This window comes from Bradyrhizobium sp. AZCC 1719 (genome assembly GCF_036924525.1).
In the GTDB taxonomy this organism is placed as follows: Bacteria; Pseudomonadota; Alphaproteobacteria; order Rhizobiales; family Xanthobacteraceae; genus Bradyrhizobium.
In genome coordinates this window covers 530,111-551,318 of record NZ_JAZHRU010000001.1, presented here as the reverse complement: position 1 = coordinate 551,318, position 21,208 = coordinate 530,111, and the positions used below count along the sequence as shown (strand labels likewise).

Below are 21,208 nucleotides of genomic sequence, written 5' to 3'. Positions count from 1 at the left end.
CTACCATCAACCACACGGGCGGTTCGCTCCCTCCCCCCTTGCGGGGGAGGGCTGGGGAGAGGGGTGGCCGCGAGTCCGGTGGTTGTTTGGGCTCAGTTCGCCTTCGGCGCCGCAGCGGGCTGCACGGCGGCTTGCGGGGCGCGGCCGACGATCACGGTGAGCAGGCCTTGGCCCCACAGCTTCTGCGCCGCCTTTTTGGCGTCGTCCAGCGTGACCGCGTCGACGAGGGCATTGCGCTTCTCGATATAATCGATCGGCAGCTTGTCGAGCTGGTATTGCAGCAGTGCCTGTGCCAGCTTCGAAGAGGTGTCGAGCGCCAGCATCTGCGAGCCCTTGAGGTACGACTTGGCCTCGTCCAGCTCCTTCTGGGTCGGGCCTTCCTCGGCGATGCGGCGGATTTCCTTCTCGATCGCGTCCACCGTCTCGCCGGCGCGGTCGGCACGAGTGCCGGTATTGCCGATGAACAGCGCGGAGCGATCCATCCAGAGCAGGGATTGATAAATTGAATAGGCGAGGCCGCGCTTTTCACGCACCTCCCTGTAGAGCCGCGACGACAAGCTGCCGCCGCCGAGGATATGGTTCACGACGTAGGCGGCCATGAAATTCGGATCGTGGCGGCGAATGCCGGGGCCGCCGAACGTCACCACGGTCTGCGGCACGTCGAGCGGCACGAAGGCGCGCTGCGGCGGCTTTGTCGCCTCGACCTCGGCAATCGGCGTGAGGCTGGCCTTGGCCGGCAGGCCGCCGAACGTCTTGTCCAGGAGCTTGCCGAGCGTGTCGGCATCGACGTCGCCGACCACGGCGATCCGCAAATTATCCTTCGCAATCACGCGGCGGACGTAATCCTTCATGTCGGCGACATCGATCTTCGGCACGCTGTCGAGCGTGCCGTTGGCCTGTCGGCCGTAGGGATGATCGCCAAAGGCGACTTCCAGGAATTTACGGCTCGCCAAGGAAGTCGGGTTAGTGGTGTCGCGGCGCAGCCCGGAGAGCACCTGCGCGCGAATGCGCTCGACGTCGGCGGCGTCGAAATGCGGTGAGGTCAGCGCCAGATGGAGCAGGCCGAAAGCCTCGTCCTTGTTGTCCTTGAGCATTCGAAGCGAGCCGCGGAAATAGTCCCGGGTCGACGAGAAGCTCAGCTCGATGGCGCGGCGCTCGAGGCGCTCGTGGAAGGTTTTGGAATCGAGATCGCCCGAGCCTTCATCGAGCAGGCTGGCGACCATGTTGCCGACGCCGGACTTGCCGGCCGGATCCTGGGCGGCGCCGCCGGCGAAGGCGTATTCCATCGCAATGAGAGGGACGGTAGCGTCCTGCACGAACCAGGCCTCGATGCCGCCAGGCGAGACCAGCCGCTGGATCTTTGCTGCGGCGTGCGACGGGCTCGCCGCCAGCAACAGCAGTACGGCGCCGGCGATCAGGGCGGATGCGAGGCGCTGCGCGGGAATCGAAAAACGGATCACGAGCGCTTCTCCTCGCGTTTTTGTGCGGTATCCTTGATCAGATAGCCGGTCACCGAGCGTTTCTTGTCGAGCCATTTCTGCGCGGCGTCACGGACCTGCTCGGCGGTGACGGCGCGAATCCGGTCCGGCCAGCTCCTGATATCGTCGATGGAAAGCCCCGTGGTCAGCGCGCCGCCATACCAGCGCGCCAGCGTGGCCTGGTTGTCCTGGGCGTAGATCGCTTCCGCAATCAACTGGGTCTTGACCCGCTCGAGATCCTCGGCGCGCGCCGGGTTCTGGATGACCTCCGCGATCACGCCGTCGATCACCTGCTCGATCTGCGAAAATTCCACGCCGGGCTTCGGCGAAACCGAGATCGAGAACTGCGAGGGATCCAGCGCGGTGCCCTGGTAACCGGCGCCGGCGCTGATCGCGAGCTGACGGTCGATTACCAGTGCGCGATAGAGATAGGAGTTGGAGCCGCCGCCCATCAGTTGCGCGAGCACGTCGAGCGCCGGGCCTTCGCCGGCCGCAGCGGTTGTGGAAGAGGGGACGAGATAATAGCGCCGCAGGCTGGTCTGTTCGACGCGCGGATCGGACAGCGTCACCGTGCGCGGTGCCGCCGGCACCGGCTCCTGCGGGCGGATTCGTTGCGCGGCAATGGCCGGCTGCGCCGGGATGCCGCCATAGGCCTTCTCGACCATCGCTTGGACTTCCTTGGCATCGACGTCGCCCGCGATCACCAGGATCGCGTTGTTCGGCGCGTAGAAGCGCTTGTAGAACGCCAGCGCATCCTCGCGGTCGAGCTTCTCGATTTCCTGGCGCCAGCCGATCACCGGACGGCCATAGGGATGGTTGAGATACAGCGCCGCCATGATCTGCTCGGTGAGCCGGGCGTCCGGATTGTTGGCGACCCGCATGTTGAATTCTTCGAGCACGACATCGCGCTCGGGAAGTACGTTCTCATCCTTGAGGATGAGGCCGGTCATGCGGTCGGCCTCGAATTCCATCATTTTCGCCAGCTGCTCGCGCGGCACGCGCTGGAAATAGCCGGTGTAGTCGAGCGACGTGAAGGCGTTCTCATTGCCGCCGATCCGCAGCACGGTCTGCGAAAATTCACCGGCGGGATGTTTCGCGGTGCCCTTGAACATCAGATGTTCGAGGAAGTGCGCCAGTCCGGATTTGCCCGGCGTCTCGTCGGCGGAGCCGACCTTGTACCAGATCATCTGCGTGACGACGGGCGTGCGGTGATCCGGGATCACGACGACTTGCAGGCCGTTGTCGAGGGTGAAGCTGGCCGGACGTTCCGACGTGACCGTGGTCTGGGCGAGTGCACTGCCGGCGGAGAAAGCAAACGTCGAGATGAGGGCTATAGCGAGAGAAACGGCAAGACGGTGTGAGGACATCATGACCTATCTGGCGCTTGTTCCACAAAGCTGGTTACCGGCCCTGCGAAACGAATTCGCGCAAATGTTAGAAGTAACCCGATAAAATCGGGCTCAAACCGCGGCATCGTACACCGCGCCCGGTTCCGGCAATCGTCACGATGGCGAGAGATCAGCTTAACTATTCGCCATACTTGCCCTTGGACGGATTGTATTCCTTGTTCAGCGATTCCTTCGGCCCGGTGCCGTAGGCAAAATTGGACGACGGCGTCTGGTAGCCGGGCGGAGGCTGCGTCAGCGATTCACGCGTCGGCTCACCTTTGAAGGGAGCCGTCTCGGTTTTGTTGCCGCCGAACAGGCCGCTGAAGCCGCCGCTATAGCCGAGCTGCGACGGGCTCAGGATCGGATTGTTGTTCGAGGCGCCGGGCTGCACCGGATCATTGTCCTTGCGCGCCGGCGCCGCGGTCTTGCCCACCGCAAGTTCGGCCGGCGTCAGGATGCGGGCCGCTTCACGCGGATCCTTGTTCTCTTTCTTGCGTGCCGCAATCGCCGCCTTGCGGCGCTGCTCGTCGGGGTCCTTTGGCCAGTTCGGCGCCTTCGCGTCGGCCGCTGTCGCGGCCGGCGGCGGCAAATCGAGCTTGGGTGGAACGACCAGCGGGGAGCGCTCGCGGTATTCGATGCCGCGATTTTCCATGTTGGTGCCGCCGAGGCCGCGCATGATGCCTTCGATGATCTTTTCCTCGAAGGTCTTGTCGTCTTCGTCCTCGTCGTCGGCCGCGCGCACGGGGCCAGCGGCCATCACGAGACCTATGCCGAGGGCGATGGCGGCGAACCGCAGCGCCCGGGTCAGCGAGCTGGTCTGCATCATCCAGAAGCGGGCTTCGGTCTCGCGCATCGCGCTGTTCCCATTCACAATTTCTGCAACACGCGGGGGCCGGCTTGAGGGGCTTAATGGCTCCATGCCGCAGGGGTTCGTATCGGCCGGGATCAGGGCGCTTTTGCGGCGGGTACCCCCAGGAACGAGTCATACAATAGGCCCGCTACCCCGGCAACAATGGCCACATCTGCAAGGTTAAACACGTACCAATTGAAGGTTTTTCCCCCGATCTCGATGTGGAACAGGGCGAAATCGACCACCGCGCCGTGCACGAATCGGTCGATGCCGTTGCCGACCGCGCCGCCGATGATCAGGGCGAGCGCCAGCGTCGCGAGACGCGTGCTGGAGCGCGCCATCCAGATCCCCAGCACGATCACCGCAATCGCCTTGATCGCCATCAGCGCGAGCTGGGCGAACTGGTTATCGCTCTGGAACCAGCCAAAGCTGATTCCGAGATTCCAGGCCAGCACCAGGTCGAAGAACGGCGTGACCCTGACCGCGCCGCGATTGGCGAGGTCGAACACGTAGAGCAGCCAAAGCTTCGAGGCCTGGTCGATCACCAGCGTCGCGACCGCGGCAACCGCGCCGGCGCGAAGGTGAGGGGTCACGAAGCGTTCCTTGCCGGACACTTATCTCGCCTTCTTCTTTTTCTTCTTCGACGCGGTCGCAGACTTTCTTCCGGTCTTCTTGGCAGTCTTTTTCTTGCCGGTCTTCTTTACCGCTTTCTTCTTAGCTCCCTTTTTTGCCCTCTTCGTTACCGAAGCAGCTTTTTTGGATTTGGCAGCCTTCTTGGCCTTGGCTTTCTTGGCGATGGCTTTCTTGGCCTTCTTAGCCTTAGCCTTAGCCTTGGCCTTTTTGGCTTTGGGCTTCTCGGCTTCGGCTTCAATGGCTTTCTCGGCTTCGACGGCCTTCTTGGTCGCTGCGACTTTCTTGGCCTTGACGGGTCTTTCGGCTCCCTCAGCCTGCGCGCTTTCCAAAGTCTTCTTGGCCCTGACCTTCTTGTCTGGCCTGGCAGCCGGCACATCTCCCGAACTGGCTTGCCCGGGCGTTTCCTTTGATTGCTGCTCTTGCTCCACGTGTTGCTTCTCGACCAACGCGACAGGCTTGGCAGCCGCTACGGCTGCATCGACCGGCTTATGGCCTTCGGCAAGCGCCTTCCATTCCCGCAAGGCCTGCGCGTCGCGCGGCGAGACGTCGGGATACTCGGCGTCTTCGCCGACCGTGGGCAGGATCTTCCACGACCGCGCGCATTTGGTGCCCACAGCCCTTTCGACCACGACAGCGACGCCGGGCACGTCGGCGAGGCTGAACGCGCTGGCCGGCGCATCGTCATTGGTCACCATGGCGTTCGAGGTGATGCAGACCTCGGCCAGATCGATGTCGAGCAGCGTGTTGAAGATGTTCTTGTCCGACACATAGACCAGCGGCGAGGCTTCGAGCGATGAGCCGATGTTCTTGGCCGCGCGTTCGACTTCGAGCGCGCCGGTGACGACACGGCGGACGTCGCGAATGGTCTCCCACTTCGCGGCGAGCTTCTCGTCGCGGAATTGGTCAAAACCTTCCGGGAACAGCGTCAGGTGCACCGAAGCTTCCGCGTCCGGCTTGTACATCCGCCACGCCTCTTCGGTCGTGAAGCTGAGCACCGGCGACAGCCAGCGCAGGATCGCATCGCAGATGATGTCGATCGCGGTCAGCGCCGCCTTGCGCGCGACCGAGGACGGCGGATCGCAATAGAGGGTGTCCTTGCGGATGTCGAAGTAGAACGCCGACAATTCGCTGTTCATGAACGCCGCGAGCGTCGCGACCACCGTCTTGTAGTCGAACTCGGCATAGGCCAGGCGCACGGTTGTCGCGCGTTTCGCCAGTTCGTGCAGCATCAAGCGTTCCAGCTCGGGCATGTCGCTGTGGGCGACCGTGTCGGCCGGATCGAAATGATGCAGCGTGCCGAGCATCCAGCGGATCGAGTTGCGCAGCTTGCGGTAGGTCTCGATGGTGTTCTTCAGGATCTCCGGCCCGATGCGCTGGTCGTCGGCATAGTCGGTGGCGCAGACCCACAGCCGCAGGATATCCGCGCCAGAATCCTTCATCACCTTTTGCGGCTCGACGGTGTTGCCGAGCGATTTCGACATCTTGCGGCCGTTCTCGTCCAGCGTGAAGCCGTGGGTGAGCACCACGTCGTAGGGTGCGCGGCCGCGGGTGCCCGAGCTTTCCAGCAGCGAGGAATGAAACCAGCCGCGATGCTGGTCGCTGCCTTCGAGATACATCACAGTATCCTCGCCGCCATCGACCTTGCGGACGATGTTGCCGAGGCTTGGAAAATTCTGGCGGTCCTCCAGCACGAAGGCATGCGTCGAGCCGGAATCGAACCAGACGTCCAGGATGTCGTCGATCTTGTTCCAGTCTTCGCCGGCGCGTTCGCCCAGGAAACGTTCACGGGCGCCGTCCATGTACCAGGCGTCGGCGCCTTCCTCCATGAAGGCTTCGACGATGCGCTGGTTGACGATGTCGTCCTGCAGGATTTCGGCCGAGCCGTCGCCCTTCTCGCGCACGAACACGGCGATCGGCACGCCCCAGGCACGCTGGCGCGAGATCACCCAGTCGGGGCGGCCAGCGATCATGCCGTTGATGCGGTTCTGGCCGGCGGGCGGCACCCATTGCGTCACCGAAATCGCATGCAGCGCGCGGGCGCGCAGCGTATCGCCAGGCTTCATCTTGCCGTCCATCGCAATGTCCTTGTCCATCGCGATGAACCATTGCGGCGTGTTGCGGAAGATCACCGGCTTCTTCGAGCGCCAGGAATGCGGGTATTGATGCTTCAGCCGCCCGCGCGCCAGGAGCTTGCCGGCCTCGACCAGCGCCTTGATGACGGCCTCGTTGGCGTCGCCCTTCTCGCCCTTGTCGTTGATGACGCGCCTGCCGGTGAAGCCAGGAGCATGATCGGTGAAAGCACCGTTCTCGTCGACGGTGTAGGGGATCGCGGTGTTGATGCCGCGTTGATCGAGCTCACGCGCATTTGCCGTCCAGACGTCGAAGTCTTCGCGGCCATGGCCCGGTGCGGTATGGACGAAGCCGGTACCGGTGTCGTCGGTGACATGGTCGCCGGGCATCAGCGGCACGGTGAACTCATAACCGCCGCTGAAGCCCTTCAGCGGATGGGCGCATTCCACCGCGTCGAGCGTATCGCCGGGCAGGTCGCGCACCTTTTCATAGGCGGTGACGCGCGCCTGCTTGAATACTTCTGCTGCGAGCGCATCGGCGAGGATCAGGAGATCGCCGGTCTTCGCCCAATTGTCGGCAGGCGCATCGGTGACCTTGTAGAGGCCGTAGGCGATCTTCGGCGAGAACGAGATGGCGCGGTTGCCGGGCAGCGTCCACGGCGTCGTGGTCCAGATCACGACCGAAGCCTCAGCCAGCGCGCCATGCGCCGGCGAGGTGACCGGAAATTTCACCCACACCATGTCGGAGGTGTAGTCCTCGTACTCGACCTCGGCTTCGGCGAGAGCGGTCTTCTCGACCACGCTCCACATCACGGGCTTGGAGCCGCGATAGAGCGTGCCGTTGGCGGCGAACTTCATCAATTCGCGCGCGATCTGGGCTTCGGCCGGATAGCTCATGGTGGCGTAGGGGTGGTCCCAATCGCCGATGATGCCGAGCCGCTTGAACTCCTCGCGTTGTACGTTGAGCCAGTGCGTAGCATAGGCGCGGCACTCCTTGCGGAACGCCACCATCGCGGTGGAGTCGCGGAAGTCCGGCTTCGGCTTGCCCTTGGAGCGGTAGTTCTCTTCCTCGATCTTCCATTCGATCGGCAGGCCGTGACAATCCCAGCCCGGCACGTAGTTGGAATCGAAGCCGAGCATCTGCTGGCTCTTGGTCACGACGTCCTTGAGGATCTTGTTCAGCGCGTGGCCGATATGGATGTTGCCGTTGGCGTAGGGCGGCCCGTCATGCAGCACGAATTTGGCGCGGCCCTGCGCGCTCTCGCGCAGCTTCCCGTAGAGGTCGATCTCGTTCCAGTATTTGAGGATCTCCGGCTCGCGCTGCGGCAGGCCGGCGCGCATCGGGAATTCCGTCTGCGGCAGGAACAGGGTTTTCGAATAATCTGATACGTCGGACTTTTGCGGCTGTTGGGACATGAATGCTCTGGTTGGCTCGAAGACGGCGCTGAAAAGCGGATATCGCGGGGTGAACAGGGAAATCCCGGTCTTGCGCCGAGCCAAAGCTCAGGCGGAAGCCGGGCCGCTAATGCTGATGGTGCGCCGCGCAAACATGGGGCTTTCCATAGCAGGGGGCTGGGAAAATCGCAAAGGTCTGCCTGCCGGCAGCTTGTTGGGTTTGTTAGTTGTGTTGCGGATGTTTCCTCAGATGCTAATTTATTGATAATCGGAGAGAAATGAAGCGTCCAGCGCTTCGGGTGATGCGGTGAATTTGGTCAGAATTCTTGAGATACGGTCGCTCGCCAATCGGATCTTTGGCGATGAGGAGAAAGCCGAGGCTTGGCTCCAGCGACCCAACGGCTCGTTGTCAGGCCAAAAGCCCGGCGACCTCCTCAGTGATGACTTCGGCACTGCTGTTGTTCGCGAACTGCTCGAACAGATCGATCATGGAATCTTTGCCTGATCTCGCGTCGTGGTCCGAGGAAGGCCGTCAAGCTGTCGATGTCAACCGCGGCCGGGCAGGGTTTCCGGCGACCGTTTGCCCCGCACTGACGTCGCGCGTCACCACGCTGCCGGCGCCGATTACGGCACCATCGCCGATCGTGACACCGGGCAGGAGGATGGCGCCGCCGCCGATCCAGACGTCGCTGCCGATTCGCACCGGGCGGCCGAATTCGAGGCCGGTTCGCCGCGTCTCGGGGTCGCGCGGGTGATCGGCGGCGTAGATTTGTGTCGCGGGTCCGATCTGGGTGCGGTCGCCGATCGTGACTTCGACCACGTCGAGGATGACGCAATTGAAGTTGAGAAACACCTCGTCGCCGAGCCGGATATTGTAGCCGTAGTCGCAAAAGAACGGCGGACGGATCACCGCACCAGTCCCGACATGGCCGAAATGGGCCGATAGCAGCGCATGCCGCTCGGACACAGGCGCAGCCAGTGCCGCATTGTAGCGTGCGAGCCAGGCCTTGTTGGCGGCGGCATCCGCCTGCAGTTCGGGATCGCCGGGGCGATAGAGTTCGCCGGCCAGCATCTTTTCTTTTTCGGTCTTGCTCAACCGATCACTCCGAGCCTTGGAAACGCATCGGGGGCTGCGGCCAGCCGCGCGCGAGCGCGCGCGCTGTCGTCGTCCATCTGCCGGATCAACGCGTCGATCGAGTCGAATTTAAGTTCGTCGCGGATGAAGCCGATGAAAGCGACATCGAGCACGGCGCCGTAGAGATCGCCCTTGAAATCGAACAGGAACACTTCCAGCAGCGGTGCGCCGTTGTCAAAAGTCGGGCGGCGGCCGAAGCTTGCGACCGCGTCGAAGCGCTCATGATCCTTTCCTTGCCCGCGGCCGACCCGCACGGCGTAGATGCCGTGCTTGAGGCTGCAATTCTTGTCGAGGCGGATGTTGGCGGTGGGGTATCCGAGATCGCGGCCGCGCTTCTCGCCATGGATCACCGCGCCGCTGACGAACCACGGCCCGCCCAGCATGGCGGTGGCTTCGTCGATCTGGCCCTCCGCCAGCGCCATGCGGATCGCGCTGGAGGACACCGGCCGCTCCTCGATATCGACGTGGGCCTGGACGTCGACCTCGATGCCGAGCCGCGGCCCCTCGCTGACCAACAGGCTCGGCGAGCCGGCCCGGCCCTTGCCGAAATGAAAGTCGTAGCCGACGGCAATGCCGCTGACGCCGAGCCGCCCGATCAGATCATGGTGAATGAAATCTTGCGCCGAGGTTCCGGCGCGGGTCTTGTCGAAGGTCATCACGACCGCGCCGTTCAGCCCCGTTCCGGCCAGCAGCCGGAGCTTGTTGGTCTCGTCGGAGAGGCGGAACTGGGGGCTGTTCGGGCTGAAAAAGCTGCGTGGATGCGGCTCGAAAGTGACGGCAAAGGCCGGCTTGTCATGGGCGCGGCCCATCCGCAAAGCCGCGTCGATCACGGCCCGGTGGCCCAGATGGACGCCATCGAAATTGCCCATCGCGACCACCGCCCCGCGGGGGATGTCGGCGGCAGGGGTGGTGTCTCGGATAACGGTAAAACCAGTTGTCATTTCAGGGATTCTTGGTCTCGGTGAAGGCGGCCGGACGGTGACGCGGCGCCGGCGTCGAAGTCAAGCCGGGCGGGTCGGGCCAAAACGGATGCATTCCGGTGTCGCCCGGTTAACGGGCTGTTTAACGGCTGATGCTACAGGTGTGGGGAGGACTGCGGGTCGCGCAGGCCTGTCGATTTTTTGTGGCGTAAAGCGTCGAGTGGGGGAAAAGATGGCGGTTGATTTGTCCATGCCGGTTCTGGTGGTTGATGACTACAGCACCATGATCCGCATCATCCGAAATCTTTTGAAGCAGCTCGGCTTCGACAACATCGACGACGCCAGCGACGGCTCGGCCGCGCTGAACAAGATGCGCAGCAAGAAATACGGACTGGTGATCTCGGACTGGAACATGGAGCCGATGACCGGCTATGACCTGCTCAAGGAAGTCCGGGCCGACCCTAATCTCGCCACCACCCCCTTCATCATGATCACGGCGGAATCCAAGACCGAGAACGTGATCGCCGCCAAGAAGGCCGGCGTGAACAATTACATCGTCAAGCCGTTCAACGCGGCGACGCTGAAGACCAAGATCGAGGCGGTCTTCCCGGACATGGCGACGGCGTAAGGCGCCTGGTTTCCAGCTCGCTCCAATTCTCGTGATGCCCGGCCCAATCCCGGGCATGCTGCGCTCTCATGAACCCTACCAGGTCTTGCGTTTTCGGATGATGTAAGGCCCATTCCTACTTTGCATGGGGTCGTTTTCGCAATTTTGAGTCCGGTGCAGCGATGCACCTACCAGCGCAGCTCCCGCATCAGGGCGCGGGGCGGGTGACCGAACAGCTCTTTCACCGAGGCCGGGTCGAGCTGGTCGATGCCCTCGAACTCCTCGGAATGGATGCCGCGGGTGAGGAAAAGACAATCGATTCCGAAGCCGTGCGCGCCGGTGAGATCGGTCCGCACCGAATCCCCGATGGCTAGCACGCGGTCGAGCGGTGCCGAATGGCCGCGGCGCTCGGCGGCGAGCGCCATGGCGCGTTCATAAATCGGCCGGTGCGGCTTGCCGTAGAAGATCGCCTCGCCGCCGAGCTCGCGATAAAGCTCGGCGATCGCGCCCGCGCAATAGATCAAGCGGTCGCCGCGTTCGACGACGATGTCGGGATTGGCGCAAATCAGCGGCAGCTTGTGCTCGCGCGCCTGCAGCATCATCGCGCGATAGTCTTCCGCCGATTCGGTTTCGTCGTCGAACAGGCCGGTGCAGATGATGTAGTCAGCCTGCTCCAGCGGCGCCATCACGGCGTCCAGCCCGCGATGGATCGAGGAGTCCCGTTCCGGACCGATCCAGAATATTTTCTTGCCGGGGTGATCGGCGACGAAACTCCGGGTCAGGTCCCCGGAACTGACGATGGCGTCGTAGGTTTCGTCGGCGACACCGAGCTTGCGCAATTGGCGCTGCACGGAATCGGCCGGCCGCGGCGCGTTGGTGATCAGGATGACGGTAGCTCCGCGCTGGCGGCAGGTGTGCAGCGCCTCGCAGGCTTCGGGGAAGGACTCCAGCCCATTGTGCACCACGCCCCAGATGTCGGACAGGATGACCTCGACGCCGTCCACGAGGTCGCGCAGCCGCTCGACGAACCGCAATGAGGTCATGATGTCGGAAGCCTGTTAGCCCGGTCCCGCGGCACGGCGCGCCAACGCGGCATTGCCGGTCGCGCGCATCGGGGGCTCTGCGGCCTGGCTGGCCATGGGGACGGGGTTGCTGGGGCCATTGGGGCTGCCGGATTCCTTGTTCGCTACCGCCCCGCCGGTAGCAGATGCCCCCTCGGGCCGCAACGGCCGCGGCGGTGCAAACAGAAAGCCCTGTCCAAACCGCACGTCGTAGTCGAGCAGGTCCACCACCGCGCGCTCGCCCTCGATCTTCTCGGCGATCAGGTCGATGCCGAAACGGCCGAGCAGGTCGGAAAGATCGGAAGGGTGGATGTCCGAGGTCGAGCTCTGCTTGGGGTCGAGCAGCAATGCCGCGGGCACCTTGATGAAACGGACGCCGCGATCGGCGAGGTCGCGCGGCTCGATCCGCAAGTCGGTGACATGGTCGATCGAGAAGCGGTAACCACGCTGCGACAGCGCGGCGAGATTCTCGATTTCGGTCGGGCGGAGCTGGCGGAACGTCGCCTGCTTGAATTCGAGCACGAACGAGGGCGCCAGCGCCCGATTGGCCTCCAGGAAGTCGAGGCATTGCGCGAAATTGGCGGCATTGCCGAGCGTCGCCGCCGAGACGTTGCAGAACACGCCGACATCCTTGTTGCGCACCATCAGGCGGCGCAACACCTGGATACAGCGCAGCATCACCATGTGATCGATCTTGCCGATCAGCCCGCCGGCTTCGGCGGTGGGGATGAAATCATCGGCGGCGAGGATCTGATCCCTGTCGTCGCGCAGCCGCGTCACCGCCTCGTAGAAGCGCACCTTGCGCTGCGGCAGCGTCACCATCGGCTGCAGGTAGATATCGAGCCGGTTTTCCTCGACGGCGTTCTTCACCGCGGCAAGCAGTTGCGGCTGGTTGCGCGAGGGCGGAGCGGCTTCCGCGGCAATTGCAGCCGCTGCCGGCCTTGCGGCAGCAGCCGGCGCAGGCCTGGCGACGATCGGCGCGGCTTGCTCTGCGGCGACCGCCGGTTCGCTCGGAGGTTCGGGATCCGGGCGGCCCGCCGGGGCGGGGGCCGCGGCCACGGCACCCTGGGCCAAGAGGTCCTCATGGCCCGCCACCGAGACGGCCAATTGCTTGACCAGGACGCCGAGCTCGTTGATTTCGCCCACCACCGCCTGGATGCGGTCGGAGCTTGCGGAGTTCGCCGACACCAGGCGGCCCTCGACGGCGGCGAGCCGGCGGCCGAATTCGGCGACCTGACGGGCGAGGTCGGCGGTACCACGGGAAAGGTCGGCGATCTGGCCGCCGACGTCGGAGCGGTCGCGCAGCCGCATCGACACGGCGTTGTAGAGGATCAGGAAGGTCAGCGCGGTGAGCGCCACGATCGCGGATTCGGTGCCGTTGAAGCCCGCCACCGCATGCAGGACGAGGCCGAGGGAGGCTGCAACCAGCACCATGCAGATGGCGATGAAAATCGTCGAAATGCGAATCATGTCGCGCGCTACGCCCTCAGGTCCAAACTGTGCTCCCCCGGGAAAACACGGAAGTTTCAGGCATTGTCTGACTTGCGCTTTCCCCAGCAGCGCAACCTTAGCATCAATGTTGATTCGCAGAGCTAGTGTTCTTTGAACACGGTAGGAACCTGCGATCAAAGCGGTGCAATAGCCAGCGCCGTTGCGCCGTCAAACGTCCGAGTGCCGCGCATGCCATCGCCGTCGCGTTGCCGCCAAGCCCAATAATGTCGCCATCAGGATAAGACCGGCCTGCAGATGCCTGGTGTCCCTTCCCGGGGATCGGCGCCGAGCCCGGCTGCGCGTGGGAGGTGCCGAAGGCGCCTGCAGAATTGACTGCAAAGTTGACCTGGCGGTGTCCCGCGTCGCTTCGATCTGATCTGGTTCAATCGGACTGGCCTTGATCGCCACGCGCAGGCGGCTTGTAAGCGAAGGAAACTGCGGCGGCTCTTGTCTGAGTTTGGCGGCAGCGAGTCCGGCGCAAATCGCGGCGATTGTCGCGAGCAGTGCGCCGATCGCGCCGAAGGCCCAAAACGGCCCGTAATGGATCTCGATCCAGCGAAACAGCGCGGTCATGCCCACCAGGCAGGCGGCGATCAGGAAAATGCCCGCTGCGGCGAACAGGCCTGCGGCGATCGCATAGGAAGTCATCGTTCCGGTCGCCTGATGGGTCCGATCGCGCAAATACGACCGCGTCGCCAGCTTGACCTGATTCAGCTTCAGTCCGATTGCGGCGCGCAGCAAGCCGCTCGAAGGCGCGAGCATTTCCGCAACCCTCCGCTGGCGGAGGCAGGATCGCCTCCGCCAAACGTAATGAACGCGGGGTCGTTTCGAATGTTCCTGCCCGGCCAGAGCCGATGCTGGCGCTTACGCCGTCGCTCGGATCACCTTGGCGACCTTGTCCATGATCTCGCCGATCTGGTCTTCGGTGATGATCAGGGGCGGCGTCAGCGCCAGCGTATCGCCGGCCACCCGCAGCATCAGGTCATTATCGTGGAAGGCGCTGTTGAGCCCGGCAAAGCCGCGCTTGCCGGGCGCATCGGCAACCGGTGCGAGATCGATGCCGGCGGTCAGGCCGATGGTGCGGATATCCACGACGCCCGGCTCGTTGCGCAGCGACATCACGGCGTCGGCGAATTTCGGCTCGAGCTCACGCGCGCGCTCGAACAGCTTCTCGTCACGGTAGATGTCGAGCGTGGCAAGAGCCGCGGCGCAGGCCAGCGGGTGCGCGGAATAGGTGTAGCCATGGGTTAGCTCGACCACATGTTCCGGGCCGCTCATGAAGGCATCATGGATGGTGTCGCGCACCAGCACGCCACCCATCGGCGCGGCGCCGTTGGTGACGCCCTTGGCGAAGGTCAGCATATCAGGCACCACGCCATAGCGTTCGGCGGCAAAGGCGAAGCCGAGCCGGCCATAGCCGGTGATGACCTCGTCGAAGATCAGCAAGATGCCGTGCTTCTGGGTGATCTCGCGCAGCCGCTTAAGATAGCCCTTCGGTGCCGGCAGCACGCCGGTCGATCCGGCCATCGGCTCGACGATCACGGCGGCGATGGTGTTGGCGCCATGCAAGTTGACGAGCCGCTCGAGCTCGTCGGCGAAATGCACGCCATATTCCGGCTCGCCCTTGCTGAACGCCTGCTTCTCGCGGTCATAGGTCGCCGGCAGATGGTCGACGCCGGTGAGCAGCGAGCCGAACAGTTTTCGGTTGCCGACGATGCCGCCGACGGCGGTGCCGCCGAAGCCGACGCCATGATAGCCGCGCTCGCGGCCGATCAGGCGGATGCGGCTGCCCTGGCCGTTGATCTGGTGATAGGCCAGCGCGATCTTGAGCGCGGTGTCGGCCGCCTCCGAGCCGGAATTGCAGAAGAACACATGGTCGAGCCCGTCGGGCGCCAGCTCGGCGATGCGGCTCGCAAGTTCGAAGGCCTGCGGGATGCCGAACTGGAACGGCGGCGCGTAGTCCAGCGCCTCGCCCTGCTTGGCGATCGCCGACGAAATCTCGGTGCGGCCGTGTCCGGCATTGGTGCACCACATGCCCGAGGCACCGTCGATGATCTTGCGACCGTCAACGGTGAAGTAGTGCATGTCTTTCGCGCCGGCGAGCAGCCGCGGGTTCTTCTTGAACGCCCGGTTCGCGGTGAACGGCATCCAGTGCGCGGCGAGATCGTTCGGAACGTTGACGGGGTTGGGGCGGGGGCTCTTGTCCAGCATGGGCGGCCTCTTTCAGCTCGAACGTCGGATTTGCCCCAAGGTATCAGTTTCGTCGCGACACGGGAACGCCGCCACGACCAGATATTTTCGCGCAAACTCCGGCAAATTCAGAGATCGGTCGCCGCGATCCAGAATACTTCGCCCTCGGAATCCTCGGTGTCGAGCCAGAGCAGCGGCAGTTGCGGATAGGCGGCTTCCAGTTGCGGGCGGCAGCGGCCGATCTCGCATAATAGCCCGCCCTGCGGCGTCAGGTGCGCGGCCGCCTCGTCGAGGATGCGCCTGACAATGTCGAGCCCGTCGAAGCCGCCATCGAAGGCGAGTTTCGGTTCGGCACGGCATTCGCGCGGCAGGCCGGCCATGCCTTCCGCATCGACATAGGGCGGATTGGAAATGATGAGATCGTAGCGTCTATCCCCCAGCGGCTTGAACAGATCGCCGCGGTACAGCGTGAGCCTGTCCTGAAGCCCGTAGTCGCCGACATTGCGCGCGGCGACTTCGAGCGCATCCTTGGAGATATCCACGGCGTCGATCGCCGCATTCGGAAAATTCCGGCTGGCAAGGATGGCAAGACAGCCCGAGCCGGTGCAAAGATCGAGCACGCTTTCCACCGTGTCAGGATCCGAGATCAGCGAGCCCGCCTCGTCATCGCCGTCGCGGCCGAAGTGCTGGTCCAGCAATTCGCCGATAAAGGAGCGCGGCACGATGGTGCGCTCGTCGACGTAAAAGGGCAGGCCGCGCATGTAGATTTTGTTGACGAGATAGGCGGCGGGCTTTCGCGTGGTGACGCGGCGCGCGATCAGATCGAGGATATTCTTGCCTTCGGCGGCGGTGACGCGCGCGGTCGCGAACGTCTCGAACTGCTCGGGGTGCAGGTGCAGCGCTTCGCAGACCAGGAATGCGGCTTCGGCGAGCGGATCGGTGGTGCCGTGCGCAAACACCAGTTTGGCCTCGACGAAGCGGCTGACGGCATAGCGGGCGAAATCGAGCAGCGTCAGCAGTTCTCCCGCGCCGACCTTGGGAAGTTTTGGTGTGGTCTGGCCGCGCTTCGCCGCCGGCTTGGTGCGCCTGGCCATCAGGACTTGGTCCAGCGCGCGGCGGCGGCGTCGTCATGATCGCGCGCTTCGATCCAGCTTGCGCCTTTTTCGCTTTCCTCGCGCTTCCAGAACGGCGCGTTGGTCTTCAGGTAGTCCATCAAAAATTCCGCCGCTTCAAATGCCGCCTGGCGATGCGGCGAGGCGGTTACCACGAGCACGATGTTCTCGCCCGGCGCGATGCGGCCGAACCGGTGAATGACGGTGAGGCCCTGCAAGGGCCAGCGCGACAGCGCCTCGTCGGCGTGGCGCCCGATCTCGGCTTCGGCCATGCCGGGATAATGCTCGAGCGTCAGGGCTGCGATCGGCTCGCCGTTCTCGCTGCCGCGGCAGATGCCGCTGAAGGTGACGACGGCGCCGATATCGGTGCGGCCTCTGGTGAGCGCCGCGATCTCCTGCGCAGCGTCGAAATCCGCTTCCTGGATGCGAATGGTCGCGGTGACGGACATAGTAGGTCAGCCGCCGGTCATCGGCGGGAAGAACGCAATCTCGCGTGCGCCTGATATCACGGCATCCGGCTTGACATGGGCCTGGTCGATCGCGGCGCGGATCACCTTCGGCTTCTCGAAGGCATGGGCGTACGTCTCGCCACGGCTGGAAAGCCAGCCGATCAGATCGCTCACGGTACGCACGTCGGCCGGCGGCTCGACGGTTTCTTCCGCGACGCCGACCCGCTCACGCACCCAGGCGAAATACTTGACCCTCATCCCTCATCCTCCTTGATGAGGTGATGGATCCCGGCGCGGAAATAGTCCCAGCCGGTGTAGATCGTGAAGATCGCCGACATCCACAACAGGATGATCCCGATCAGGGTGGTCGCAGGCAGGAGCTGCTCGCCCGCCTCGCCCGCGATCAGGAAACCGATTGCGACCAGTTGGATCGTGGTCTTCCATTTGGCCAGCTTGGTCACGGGTACGCTGACCCGCAATGCCGCGAGATATTCCCTCAAGCCCGAGACCAGGATCTCGCGGCACAGGATCACGATGGCGGCCCACAGGGTCCAGCCATGGATGCTGCTATCGGCTGCCAGCATCAAGAGGCAGGACGCTACCAGGAGCTTGTCGGCGATCGGGTCGAGCATCCGGCCAAAGGCGGATTGCTGGTCCCAAATTCGCGCATAGTAGCCATCGAGGTAATCCGTCACGGCGGCGGCGAGGAAGACCGCCAGCGCTACCCAGCGCAGCCAGAGCGGGCCGTCCTGGATGGATTGGGCGAAAACGCAGCCGACCACCACCGGAATGGCGGCAATACGGGCGTAGGTTAGAATATTCGGCAGGGACAGGGTCTTGGCCTGTCCCTTGGTTGTCGCGATGTTCATCCGTCTTACCAATACCGCTGGAGCGTGAAGGTCAACCGTGCGGATTTAGATCATCTGCCGCAGGCGACGCCCAAATGACATGCCTCTCGACGTGAAGTCCCCTTAACCCGCCTGTGCATGGAAAAACTCAAAGATCTTGCGGGCGCTCTCGGCGCTAACGCCTGGAACCTTGCCGAGGTCCGCGATCGAGGCCCGCTCGATCTCCTTCAGTGTTCCGAAGTGATGCAGCAAGGCACGTTTGCGTGACGGGCCGATGCCCGGGATTTCCTGCAAGCCCGCTTCCCGGATGTCCTTTTTCCGGAGTTTGCGGTGCGAGCCGATCACGAAACGATGTGCCTCGTCGCGCAGCCGCTGGATGAAATACAGCACGGGATCGCGTGGTTCGAGCTTGATGGCTTCGCGATCCGGCATGAACAGGGTCTCGCGCCCGGCATCGCGGTCCGGGCCTTTTGCCACGGCCATCAGGGAGACCTGGGTCAGTCCCAGACCTTCGAAAATCTCCCTGACGGCGTTGAGCTGGCCACGGCCGCCATCGATGATGACGAGGTCGGGCCATTGCGGGAACGAGTCATCGTCGGCCTTGGCCTTGGCTGCATCGCCCTCCGGCGGCTTCAACAGCCGCTTGAAGCGCCGTTCCAGCACTTCGCGCATCATCGCATAGTCGTCACCCGGCGTCAGTCCCTCGGACTTGATGTTGAACTTGCGATACTGGTTTTTGATAAAGCCATCCGGTCCCGCCACGATCATTGCGCCGACCGCATTAGTGCCCTGGATGTGACTGTTGTCGTAGACCTCGATGCGCTTCGGCACCTGCGGCAGCCCGAGCGTGGCCGCCATCGCTTCCAAGAGCCGGCTCTGCGTCGCGGTATCGGCGAGCTTGCGACCGAGCGCCTCGCGCGCATTGGTCAGCGCATGCGTGACCAGTTCCTTTTTCTCGCCGCGCTTCGGCACTGAGATTTCGACCTTGTAGCCAGCCTTGACGCACAGGGCGTCGGCCAGCAGCGCGCACTCCTCGATCTCATGCGACAGCAGGATGAGTTTCGGCGGCGGCTTGTCGTCGTAGAATTGCGCGAGGAACGAGGCCAAGACTTCCTGCGGCGTGAACGACTTCTCCGCGCGCGGGAAGTAGGCGCGGTTGCCCCAGTTCTGGCCGGTACGGAAGAAGAACACTTCGACGCAGGAATAGCCGCCTTCCTGATGGATGGCGAACACGTCGGCCTCTTCCACGGTACGCGGATTGATGCCCTGCTGCGACTGGATCGCCGACAGCGCGGCGAGACGATCGCGATAAAGCGCCGCGGTCTCGAATTCGAGCTCGTTCGACGCCTTCTCCATCTCGGCCGCGAGCAGCTCCTTCACCGCATGGCTGCGGCCGGACAGGAAATCGGTCGCCTCGCGCACCAGCTCGCCATAACCGGGGAAGTCGATCTCGCGCGTGCAGGGCCCCGAGCAGCGGCGGATCTGGTACAGCAGGCACGGCCGCGTGCGGCTTTCGAAAAAGCCGTCGGTGCAGGAGCGGATCAGGAACGCGCGCTGCAGCGCCGTGATGGTGCGGTTGACGGCGCCGGCGGATGCGAACGGCCCGAAATACCGTCCGGGCCTGGTTTGCGCGCCGCGATGCTTGAGGATCTGCGGCGCCCAATGGTCGCCGGTGATCAGGATATAAGGAAACGATTTGTCGTCGCGTAGCTGCACGTTGAAGCGCGGCCGCAACTGCTTGATCAGGTTGGCTTCCAGCAACAGCGCTTCGGTCTCGGTCGTGGTGGAAACGATCTCGACCGTGACGGTCGCCGCGATCATCCGCAGGATCCGCGCCGGCAAGGGTGCGTTGAGGCGGGCGTAGGAGGCAAGCCGCTTGCGAACGTTTTTCGCCTTGCCGACGTAGAGCACGTCGCTGGCGGTGTTGAGCATGCGGTAGACGCCGGGAGAGGTCGGCGCCAGCCGCACCGCATTTTCGATGGCTGCGTGGCCGACCGCCAGCGGGCCTTCGGCAATCGCCTCAGCAGGTTCCTCTGGCGCTTCCGGCAAGCGAGCCTCGTCGTCCTCCTCGGCAGCGGAAGTTGCGGGATCGACATCGGCGGCGGTCAGGTCCGGCGGCGGCAAATCCGGCTGGGAACCCCGCCGCGCCTTGCTCGGAGGCTTCGGATGGTCGGTAGAATCGTGATCCATGGGCGTAAATTAAGTGCTGCGAGGCGGCATCGCCAGCGCTCACGACGCGCGTTGCCGAGGGGGGCGCCGGTAACGGATCCTTAAGAATGATGAGCGGGCGGATAACCCGGCTTAACAACCCTTTAACTTAAAACTCTCGATAAATCTTAGCGGAAAAAGTGGGGTTCCGTAACCAGGCCGATCTCCCGCCGGGCTTGGTTGCGGCAGTTGCGTGGGGTGCGTGATGAGCAGGGTTGTATCGGGCGCACTGGCGCTGATCGCTGCCGGCTGGACCATGTCGGCACAGGCAGCAGACCTCTACGGATCGCGCGCGCCCAATACCGTCAACCAGTCGCTGCTCCGTCCCGATAGCTGGGCCGGTCCCTACCTTGGCGCCAACATCGGCTATGCTTGGGGTTCGGTCGCAAACAATCCGGCCAAGCCGTCCGGTTTCGTCGGCGGTGTCCAGGCCGGCTATAATTGGCAGAACGGCGGACCGTGGGTGTTCGGTCTCGAAGGCGACATCCAGGCGACCGGCGCCGAAGAAACCTTCGCCCCATGGAAGTTTTCCAATCCCTGGTTCGGCACAGTTCGCGGCCGCGCCGGCTACGCGTTCAACAACGTCTTGTTCTTCGGTACCGGCGGTCTCGCCTTCGGCGAGCTGCGCGCTACCACCTTTGGCCTGACGGAATCTCATACCAATGTGGGCTGGACACTCGGCGCCGGCGCCGAGGTAGGCCTTGCGCCGAACTGGAGCGCCAAGATCGAATATCTCTATGTCGATCTGGCCAACAGCAACTTCGTTATTACGGGCGCGTCGAACGGTTACCGGTTCGGCCTGATACGTGCCGGCGTGAACTGGCGCTTCTAAGAAAAAAAGAAACTGGCGGCGACCACCTCCCGGCGGCAGTAAGTCGCCGGGATTTTTTTTGCCTTCAGGCCGCAGGCATTGCAAATCTCAACGCTGTGGACGGCGATGCCATGCCCAGCGCGATCTTCGCAGCAAGAATTCAGTCCGCGTTCAACGCGAGCGTCAGCTCACGATGAAATCACCAGGTTGACCGCCTTGGGGCCTTTGCCCTTCTTGTCCGGTTCGACCTCGAACGTAATGCGCTGCCCTTCAGTCAAATCCTTCAATCCGGCCCGCTCGACAGCGGTGATGTGCACGAACACATCGCGGCCGCCGTCATCGGGCTTGATGAAGCCGTAGCCGCGTTCTCCATTGAAGAACTTGACTGTTCCAGTCATGGCCATCGGGAAACTCCTCCCCCGTACTGCTCTGCCGTTACGCGCACCTCGCGTATCGGCCGACCGGACATTCGCTGCCGGAAGCTTGGCCACCTGAGCTGATCGGATTCACGCCGCCGATCGACCCGGATTTTTGTTCGGCCTTGATCACTCCGCCGCAACCAT

Annotated in this window: 20 protein-coding genes and 1 pseudogene; 4 read left to right on the top strand and 17 right to left on the bottom strand. The window is 63.7% G+C overall.

Annotated elements, in window-relative coordinates; all coding sequences use genetic code 11:
- Nucleotides 1-92: 92 nt before the first annotated feature.
- The 5 genes and pseudogenes from V1292_RS02720 to ileS form a co-directional block, all read right to left on the bottom strand.
- A complete protein-coding gene (locus V1292_RS02720; RefSeq protein ID WP_334370202.1) occupies nucleotides 93-1,535 on the bottom strand; it encodes a M16 family metallopeptidase in 1,443 nt (480 codons plus the stop codon).
- The gene (locus V1292_RS02715) at nucleotides 1,457-2,848 is read right to left on the bottom strand and encodes a M16 family metallopeptidase (protein WP_442894504.1); all 1,392 of its coding nucleotides are present in this window, start codon (nucleotides 2,846-2,848) and stop codon (nucleotides 1,457-1,459) included. The genes V1292_RS02720 and V1292_RS02715 overlap by 79 nt, the downstream gene beginning before the upstream one ends.
- Before the next feature lie 157 nt (nucleotides 2,849-3,005).
- On the bottom strand, nucleotides 3,006-3,719 hold the full coding sequence (locus V1292_RS02710; RefSeq protein ID WP_334370201.1) for a hypothetical protein: 714 nt from the start codon (nucleotides 3,717-3,719) through the stop codon (nucleotides 3,006-3,008).
- A gap of 92 nt (nucleotides 3,720-3,811) precedes the next feature.
- Nucleotides 3,812-4,309 (bottom strand): signal peptidase II, encoded by a 498-nt coding sequence (gene lspA / locus V1292_RS02705; RefSeq protein ID WP_334370200.1) that lies wholly within the window; start codon nucleotides 4,307-4,309, stop codon nucleotides 3,812-3,814.
- 540 nt (nucleotides 4,310-4,849) lie between these two features.
- A pseudogene (gene ileS / locus V1292_RS02700) lies at nucleotides 4,850-7,834 on the bottom strand (isoleucine--tRNA ligase); the annotation flags it as partial.
- Between ileS and V1292_RS02695 the strand changes: the two are divergent.
- Entirely contained in the window at nucleotides 7,833-8,078 is a 246-nt protein-coding gene (locus V1292_RS02695) for a hypothetical protein (protein ID WP_334370199.1), read from the top strand. The pseudogene ileS and the gene V1292_RS02695 overlap by 2 nt on opposite strands.
- Nucleotides 8,079-8,120: 42 nt before the next feature.
- Nucleotides 8,121-8,318 (top strand): MbcA/ParS/Xre antitoxin family protein, encoded by a 198-nt coding sequence (locus V1292_RS02690; RefSeq protein WP_334370198.1) that lies wholly within the window; start codon nucleotides 8,121-8,123, stop codon nucleotides 8,316-8,318.
- Nucleotides 8,319-8,345: 27 nt separating this feature from the next.
- Here V1292_RS02690 and V1292_RS02685 read toward each other — a convergent pair whose 3' ends face one another.
- Both V1292_RS02685 and V1292_RS02680 read right to left on the bottom strand, forming a co-directional pair.
- Nucleotides 8,346-8,909 (bottom strand): sugar O-acetyltransferase, encoded by a 564-nt coding sequence (locus V1292_RS02685; RefSeq protein WP_334370197.1) that lies wholly within the window; start codon nucleotides 8,907-8,909, stop codon nucleotides 8,346-8,348.
- On the bottom strand, nucleotides 8,906-9,889 hold the full coding sequence (locus V1292_RS02680) for a bifunctional riboflavin kinase/FAD synthetase (protein WP_334370196.1): 984 nt from the start codon (nucleotides 9,887-9,889) through the stop codon (nucleotides 8,906-8,908). The genes V1292_RS02685 and V1292_RS02680 overlap by 4 nt, the downstream gene beginning before the upstream one ends.
- Before the next feature lie 211 nt (nucleotides 9,890-10,100).
- On the opposite strand from V1292_RS02680, the gene V1292_RS02675 reads away from it, so the two are divergent.
- A complete protein-coding gene (locus V1292_RS02675; RefSeq protein WP_028350718.1) occupies nucleotides 10,101-10,496 on the top strand; it encodes a response regulator in 396 nt (131 codons plus the stop codon).
- A 167-nt stretch (nucleotides 10,497-10,663) separates the two neighbouring features.
- On the opposite strand, the gene V1292_RS02670 is transcribed toward V1292_RS02675, so the two are convergent.
- The 9 genes from V1292_RS02670 to uvrC all read right to left on the bottom strand — a co-directional run bounded on the left by V1292_RS02670 (nucleotide 10,664) and on the right by uvrC (nucleotide 19,816).
- On the bottom strand, nucleotides 10,664-11,518 hold the full coding sequence (locus V1292_RS02670) for a TIGR01459 family HAD-type hydrolase (RefSeq protein ID WP_065743571.1): 855 nt from the start codon (nucleotides 11,516-11,518) through the stop codon (nucleotides 10,664-10,666).
- Between the two features lie 15 nt (nucleotides 11,519-11,533).
- Nucleotides 11,534-13,006, bottom strand: coding sequence for an EAL domain-containing protein (locus tag V1292_RS02665; RefSeq protein WP_334370195.1), 1,473 nt, complete (start codon nucleotides 13,004-13,006; stop codon nucleotides 11,534-11,536).
- A gap of 189 nt (nucleotides 13,007-13,195) precedes the next feature.
- On the bottom strand, nucleotides 13,196-13,789 hold the full coding sequence (locus V1292_RS02660; RefSeq protein ID WP_334370194.1) for a phage holin family protein: 594 nt from the start codon (nucleotides 13,787-13,789) through the stop codon (nucleotides 13,196-13,198).
- Between the two features lie 102 nt (nucleotides 13,790-13,891).
- Nucleotides 13,892-15,238, bottom strand: coding sequence for an aspartate aminotransferase family protein (locus tag V1292_RS02655; RefSeq protein WP_334370193.1), 1,347 nt, complete (start codon nucleotides 15,236-15,238; stop codon nucleotides 13,892-13,894).
- Between the two features lie 107 nt (nucleotides 15,239-15,345).
- Nucleotides 15,346-16,311: a 50S ribosomal protein L3 N(5)-glutamine methyltransferase gene (gene prmB, locus V1292_RS02650; RefSeq protein WP_334370192.1), complete on the bottom strand. Its 966-nt coding sequence runs from the start codon at nucleotides 16,309-16,311 to the stop codon at nucleotides 15,346-15,348.
- Nucleotides 16,311-16,778, bottom strand: a complete 468-nt coding sequence (locus V1292_RS02645) for a molybdenum cofactor biosynthesis protein MoaE (protein WP_334370191.1) — start codon at nucleotides 16,776-16,778, stop codon at nucleotides 16,311-16,313. The genes prmB and V1292_RS02645 overlap by 1 nt, the downstream gene beginning before the upstream one ends.
- Before the next feature lie 6 nt (nucleotides 16,779-16,784).
- Nucleotides 16,785-17,036 (bottom strand): molybdopterin converting factor subunit 1, encoded by a 252-nt coding sequence (gene moaD / locus V1292_RS02640; RefSeq protein ID WP_028350725.1) that lies wholly within the window; start codon nucleotides 17,034-17,036, stop codon nucleotides 16,785-16,787.
- A complete protein-coding gene (gene pgsA, locus V1292_RS02635) occupies nucleotides 17,033-17,647 on the bottom strand; it encodes a CDP-diacylglycerol--glycerol-3-phosphate 3-phosphatidyltransferase (protein WP_334370190.1) in 615 nt (204 codons plus the stop codon). Before pgsA ends, moaD begins: the two co-directional genes overlap by 4 nt.
- A gap of 102 nt (nucleotides 17,648-17,749) precedes the next feature.
- Nucleotides 17,750-19,816 carry an excinuclease ABC subunit UvrC gene (uvrC, locus tag V1292_RS02630; RefSeq protein ID WP_334370189.1) on the bottom strand — a complete coding sequence of 689 codons (2,067 nt, stop codon included), beginning with the start codon at nucleotides 19,814-19,816 and terminating at the stop codon, nucleotides 17,750-17,752.
- 223 nt (nucleotides 19,817-20,039) lie between these two features.
- On the opposite strand from uvrC, the gene V1292_RS02625 reads away from it, so the two are divergent.
- Nucleotides 20,040-20,666 (top strand): outer membrane protein, encoded by a 627-nt coding sequence (locus V1292_RS02625; protein ID WP_334370188.1) that lies wholly within the window; start codon nucleotides 20,040-20,042, stop codon nucleotides 20,664-20,666.
- Between the two features lie 167 nt (nucleotides 20,667-20,833).
- On the opposite strand, the gene V1292_RS02620 is transcribed toward V1292_RS02625, so the two are convergent.
- Entirely contained in the window at nucleotides 20,834-21,049 is a 216-nt protein-coding gene (locus V1292_RS02620; protein ID WP_028350729.1) for a cold-shock protein, read from the bottom strand.
- Between the last annotated feature and the right edge of the window lie 159 nt (nucleotides 21,050-21,208).

Bases quoted from the DNA above. Each gene is read 5' to 3' on its own strand.
- prmB (WP_334370192.1), bottom strand. From the start codon at position 16,311: ATGGCCAGGCGCACCAAGCCGGCGGCGAAGCGCGGCCAGACCACACCA.
- V1292_RS02660 (WP_334370194.1), bottom strand. From the start codon at position 13,789: ATGCTCGCGCCTTCGAGCGGCTTGCTGCGCGCCGCAATCGGACTGAAG.
- V1292_RS02665 (WP_334370195.1), bottom strand. From the start codon at position 13,006: ATGATTCGCATTTCGACGATTTTCATCGCCATCTGCATGGTGCTGGTT.
- V1292_RS02625 (WP_334370188.1), top strand. From the start codon at position 20,040: ATGAGCAGGGTTGTATCGGGCGCACTGGCGCTGATCGCTGCCGGCTGG.
- V1292_RS02720 (WP_334370202.1), bottom strand. From the start codon at position 1,535: ATGGCTCGACAAGAAACGCTCGGTGACCGGCTATCTGATCAAGGATAC.
- V1292_RS02645 (WP_334370191.1), bottom strand. From the start codon at position 16,778: ATGTCCGTCACCGCGACCATTCGCATCCAGGAAGCGGATTTCGACGCT.
- V1292_RS02680 (WP_334370196.1), bottom strand. From the start codon at position 9,889: ATGACAACTGGTTTTACCGTTATCCGAGACACCACCCCTGCCGCCGAC.
- moaD (WP_028350725.1), bottom strand. From the start codon at position 17,036: ATGAGGGTCAAGTATTTCGCCTGGGTGCGTGAGCGGGTCGGCGTCGCG.
- uvrC (WP_334370189.1), bottom strand. From the start codon at position 19,816: ATGGATCACGATTCTACCGACCATCCGAAGCCTCCGAGCAAGGCGCGG.
- V1292_RS02675 (WP_028350718.1), top strand. From the start codon at position 10,101: ATGGCGGTTGATTTGTCCATGCCGGTTCTGGTGGTTGATGACTACAGC.
- V1292_RS02710 (WP_334370201.1), bottom strand. From the start codon at position 3,719: ATGCGCGAGACCGAAGCCCGCTTCTGGATGATGCAGACCAGCTCGCTG.
- V1292_RS02695 (WP_334370199.1), top strand. From the start codon at position 7,833: ATGAATGCTCTGGTTGGCTCGAAGACGGCGCTGAAAAGCGGATATCGC.
- V1292_RS02715 (WP_442894504.1), bottom strand. From the start codon at position 2,848: ATGATGTCCTCACACCGTCTTGCCGTTTCTCTCGCTATAGCCCTCATC.
- V1292_RS02620 (WP_028350729.1), bottom strand. From the start codon at position 21,049: ATGGCCATGACTGGAACAGTCAAGTTCTTCAATGGAGAACGCGGCTAC.
- V1292_RS02670 (WP_065743571.1), bottom strand. From the start codon at position 11,518: ATGACCTCATTGCGGTTCGTCGAGCGGCTGCGCGACCTCGTGGACGGC.
- pgsA (WP_334370190.1), bottom strand. From the start codon at position 17,647: ATGAACATCGCGACAACCAAGGGACAGGCCAAGACCCTGTCCCTGCCG.
- V1292_RS02655 (WP_334370193.1), bottom strand. From the start codon at position 15,238: ATGCTGGACAAGAGCCCCCGCCCCAACCCCGTCAACGTTCCGAACGAT.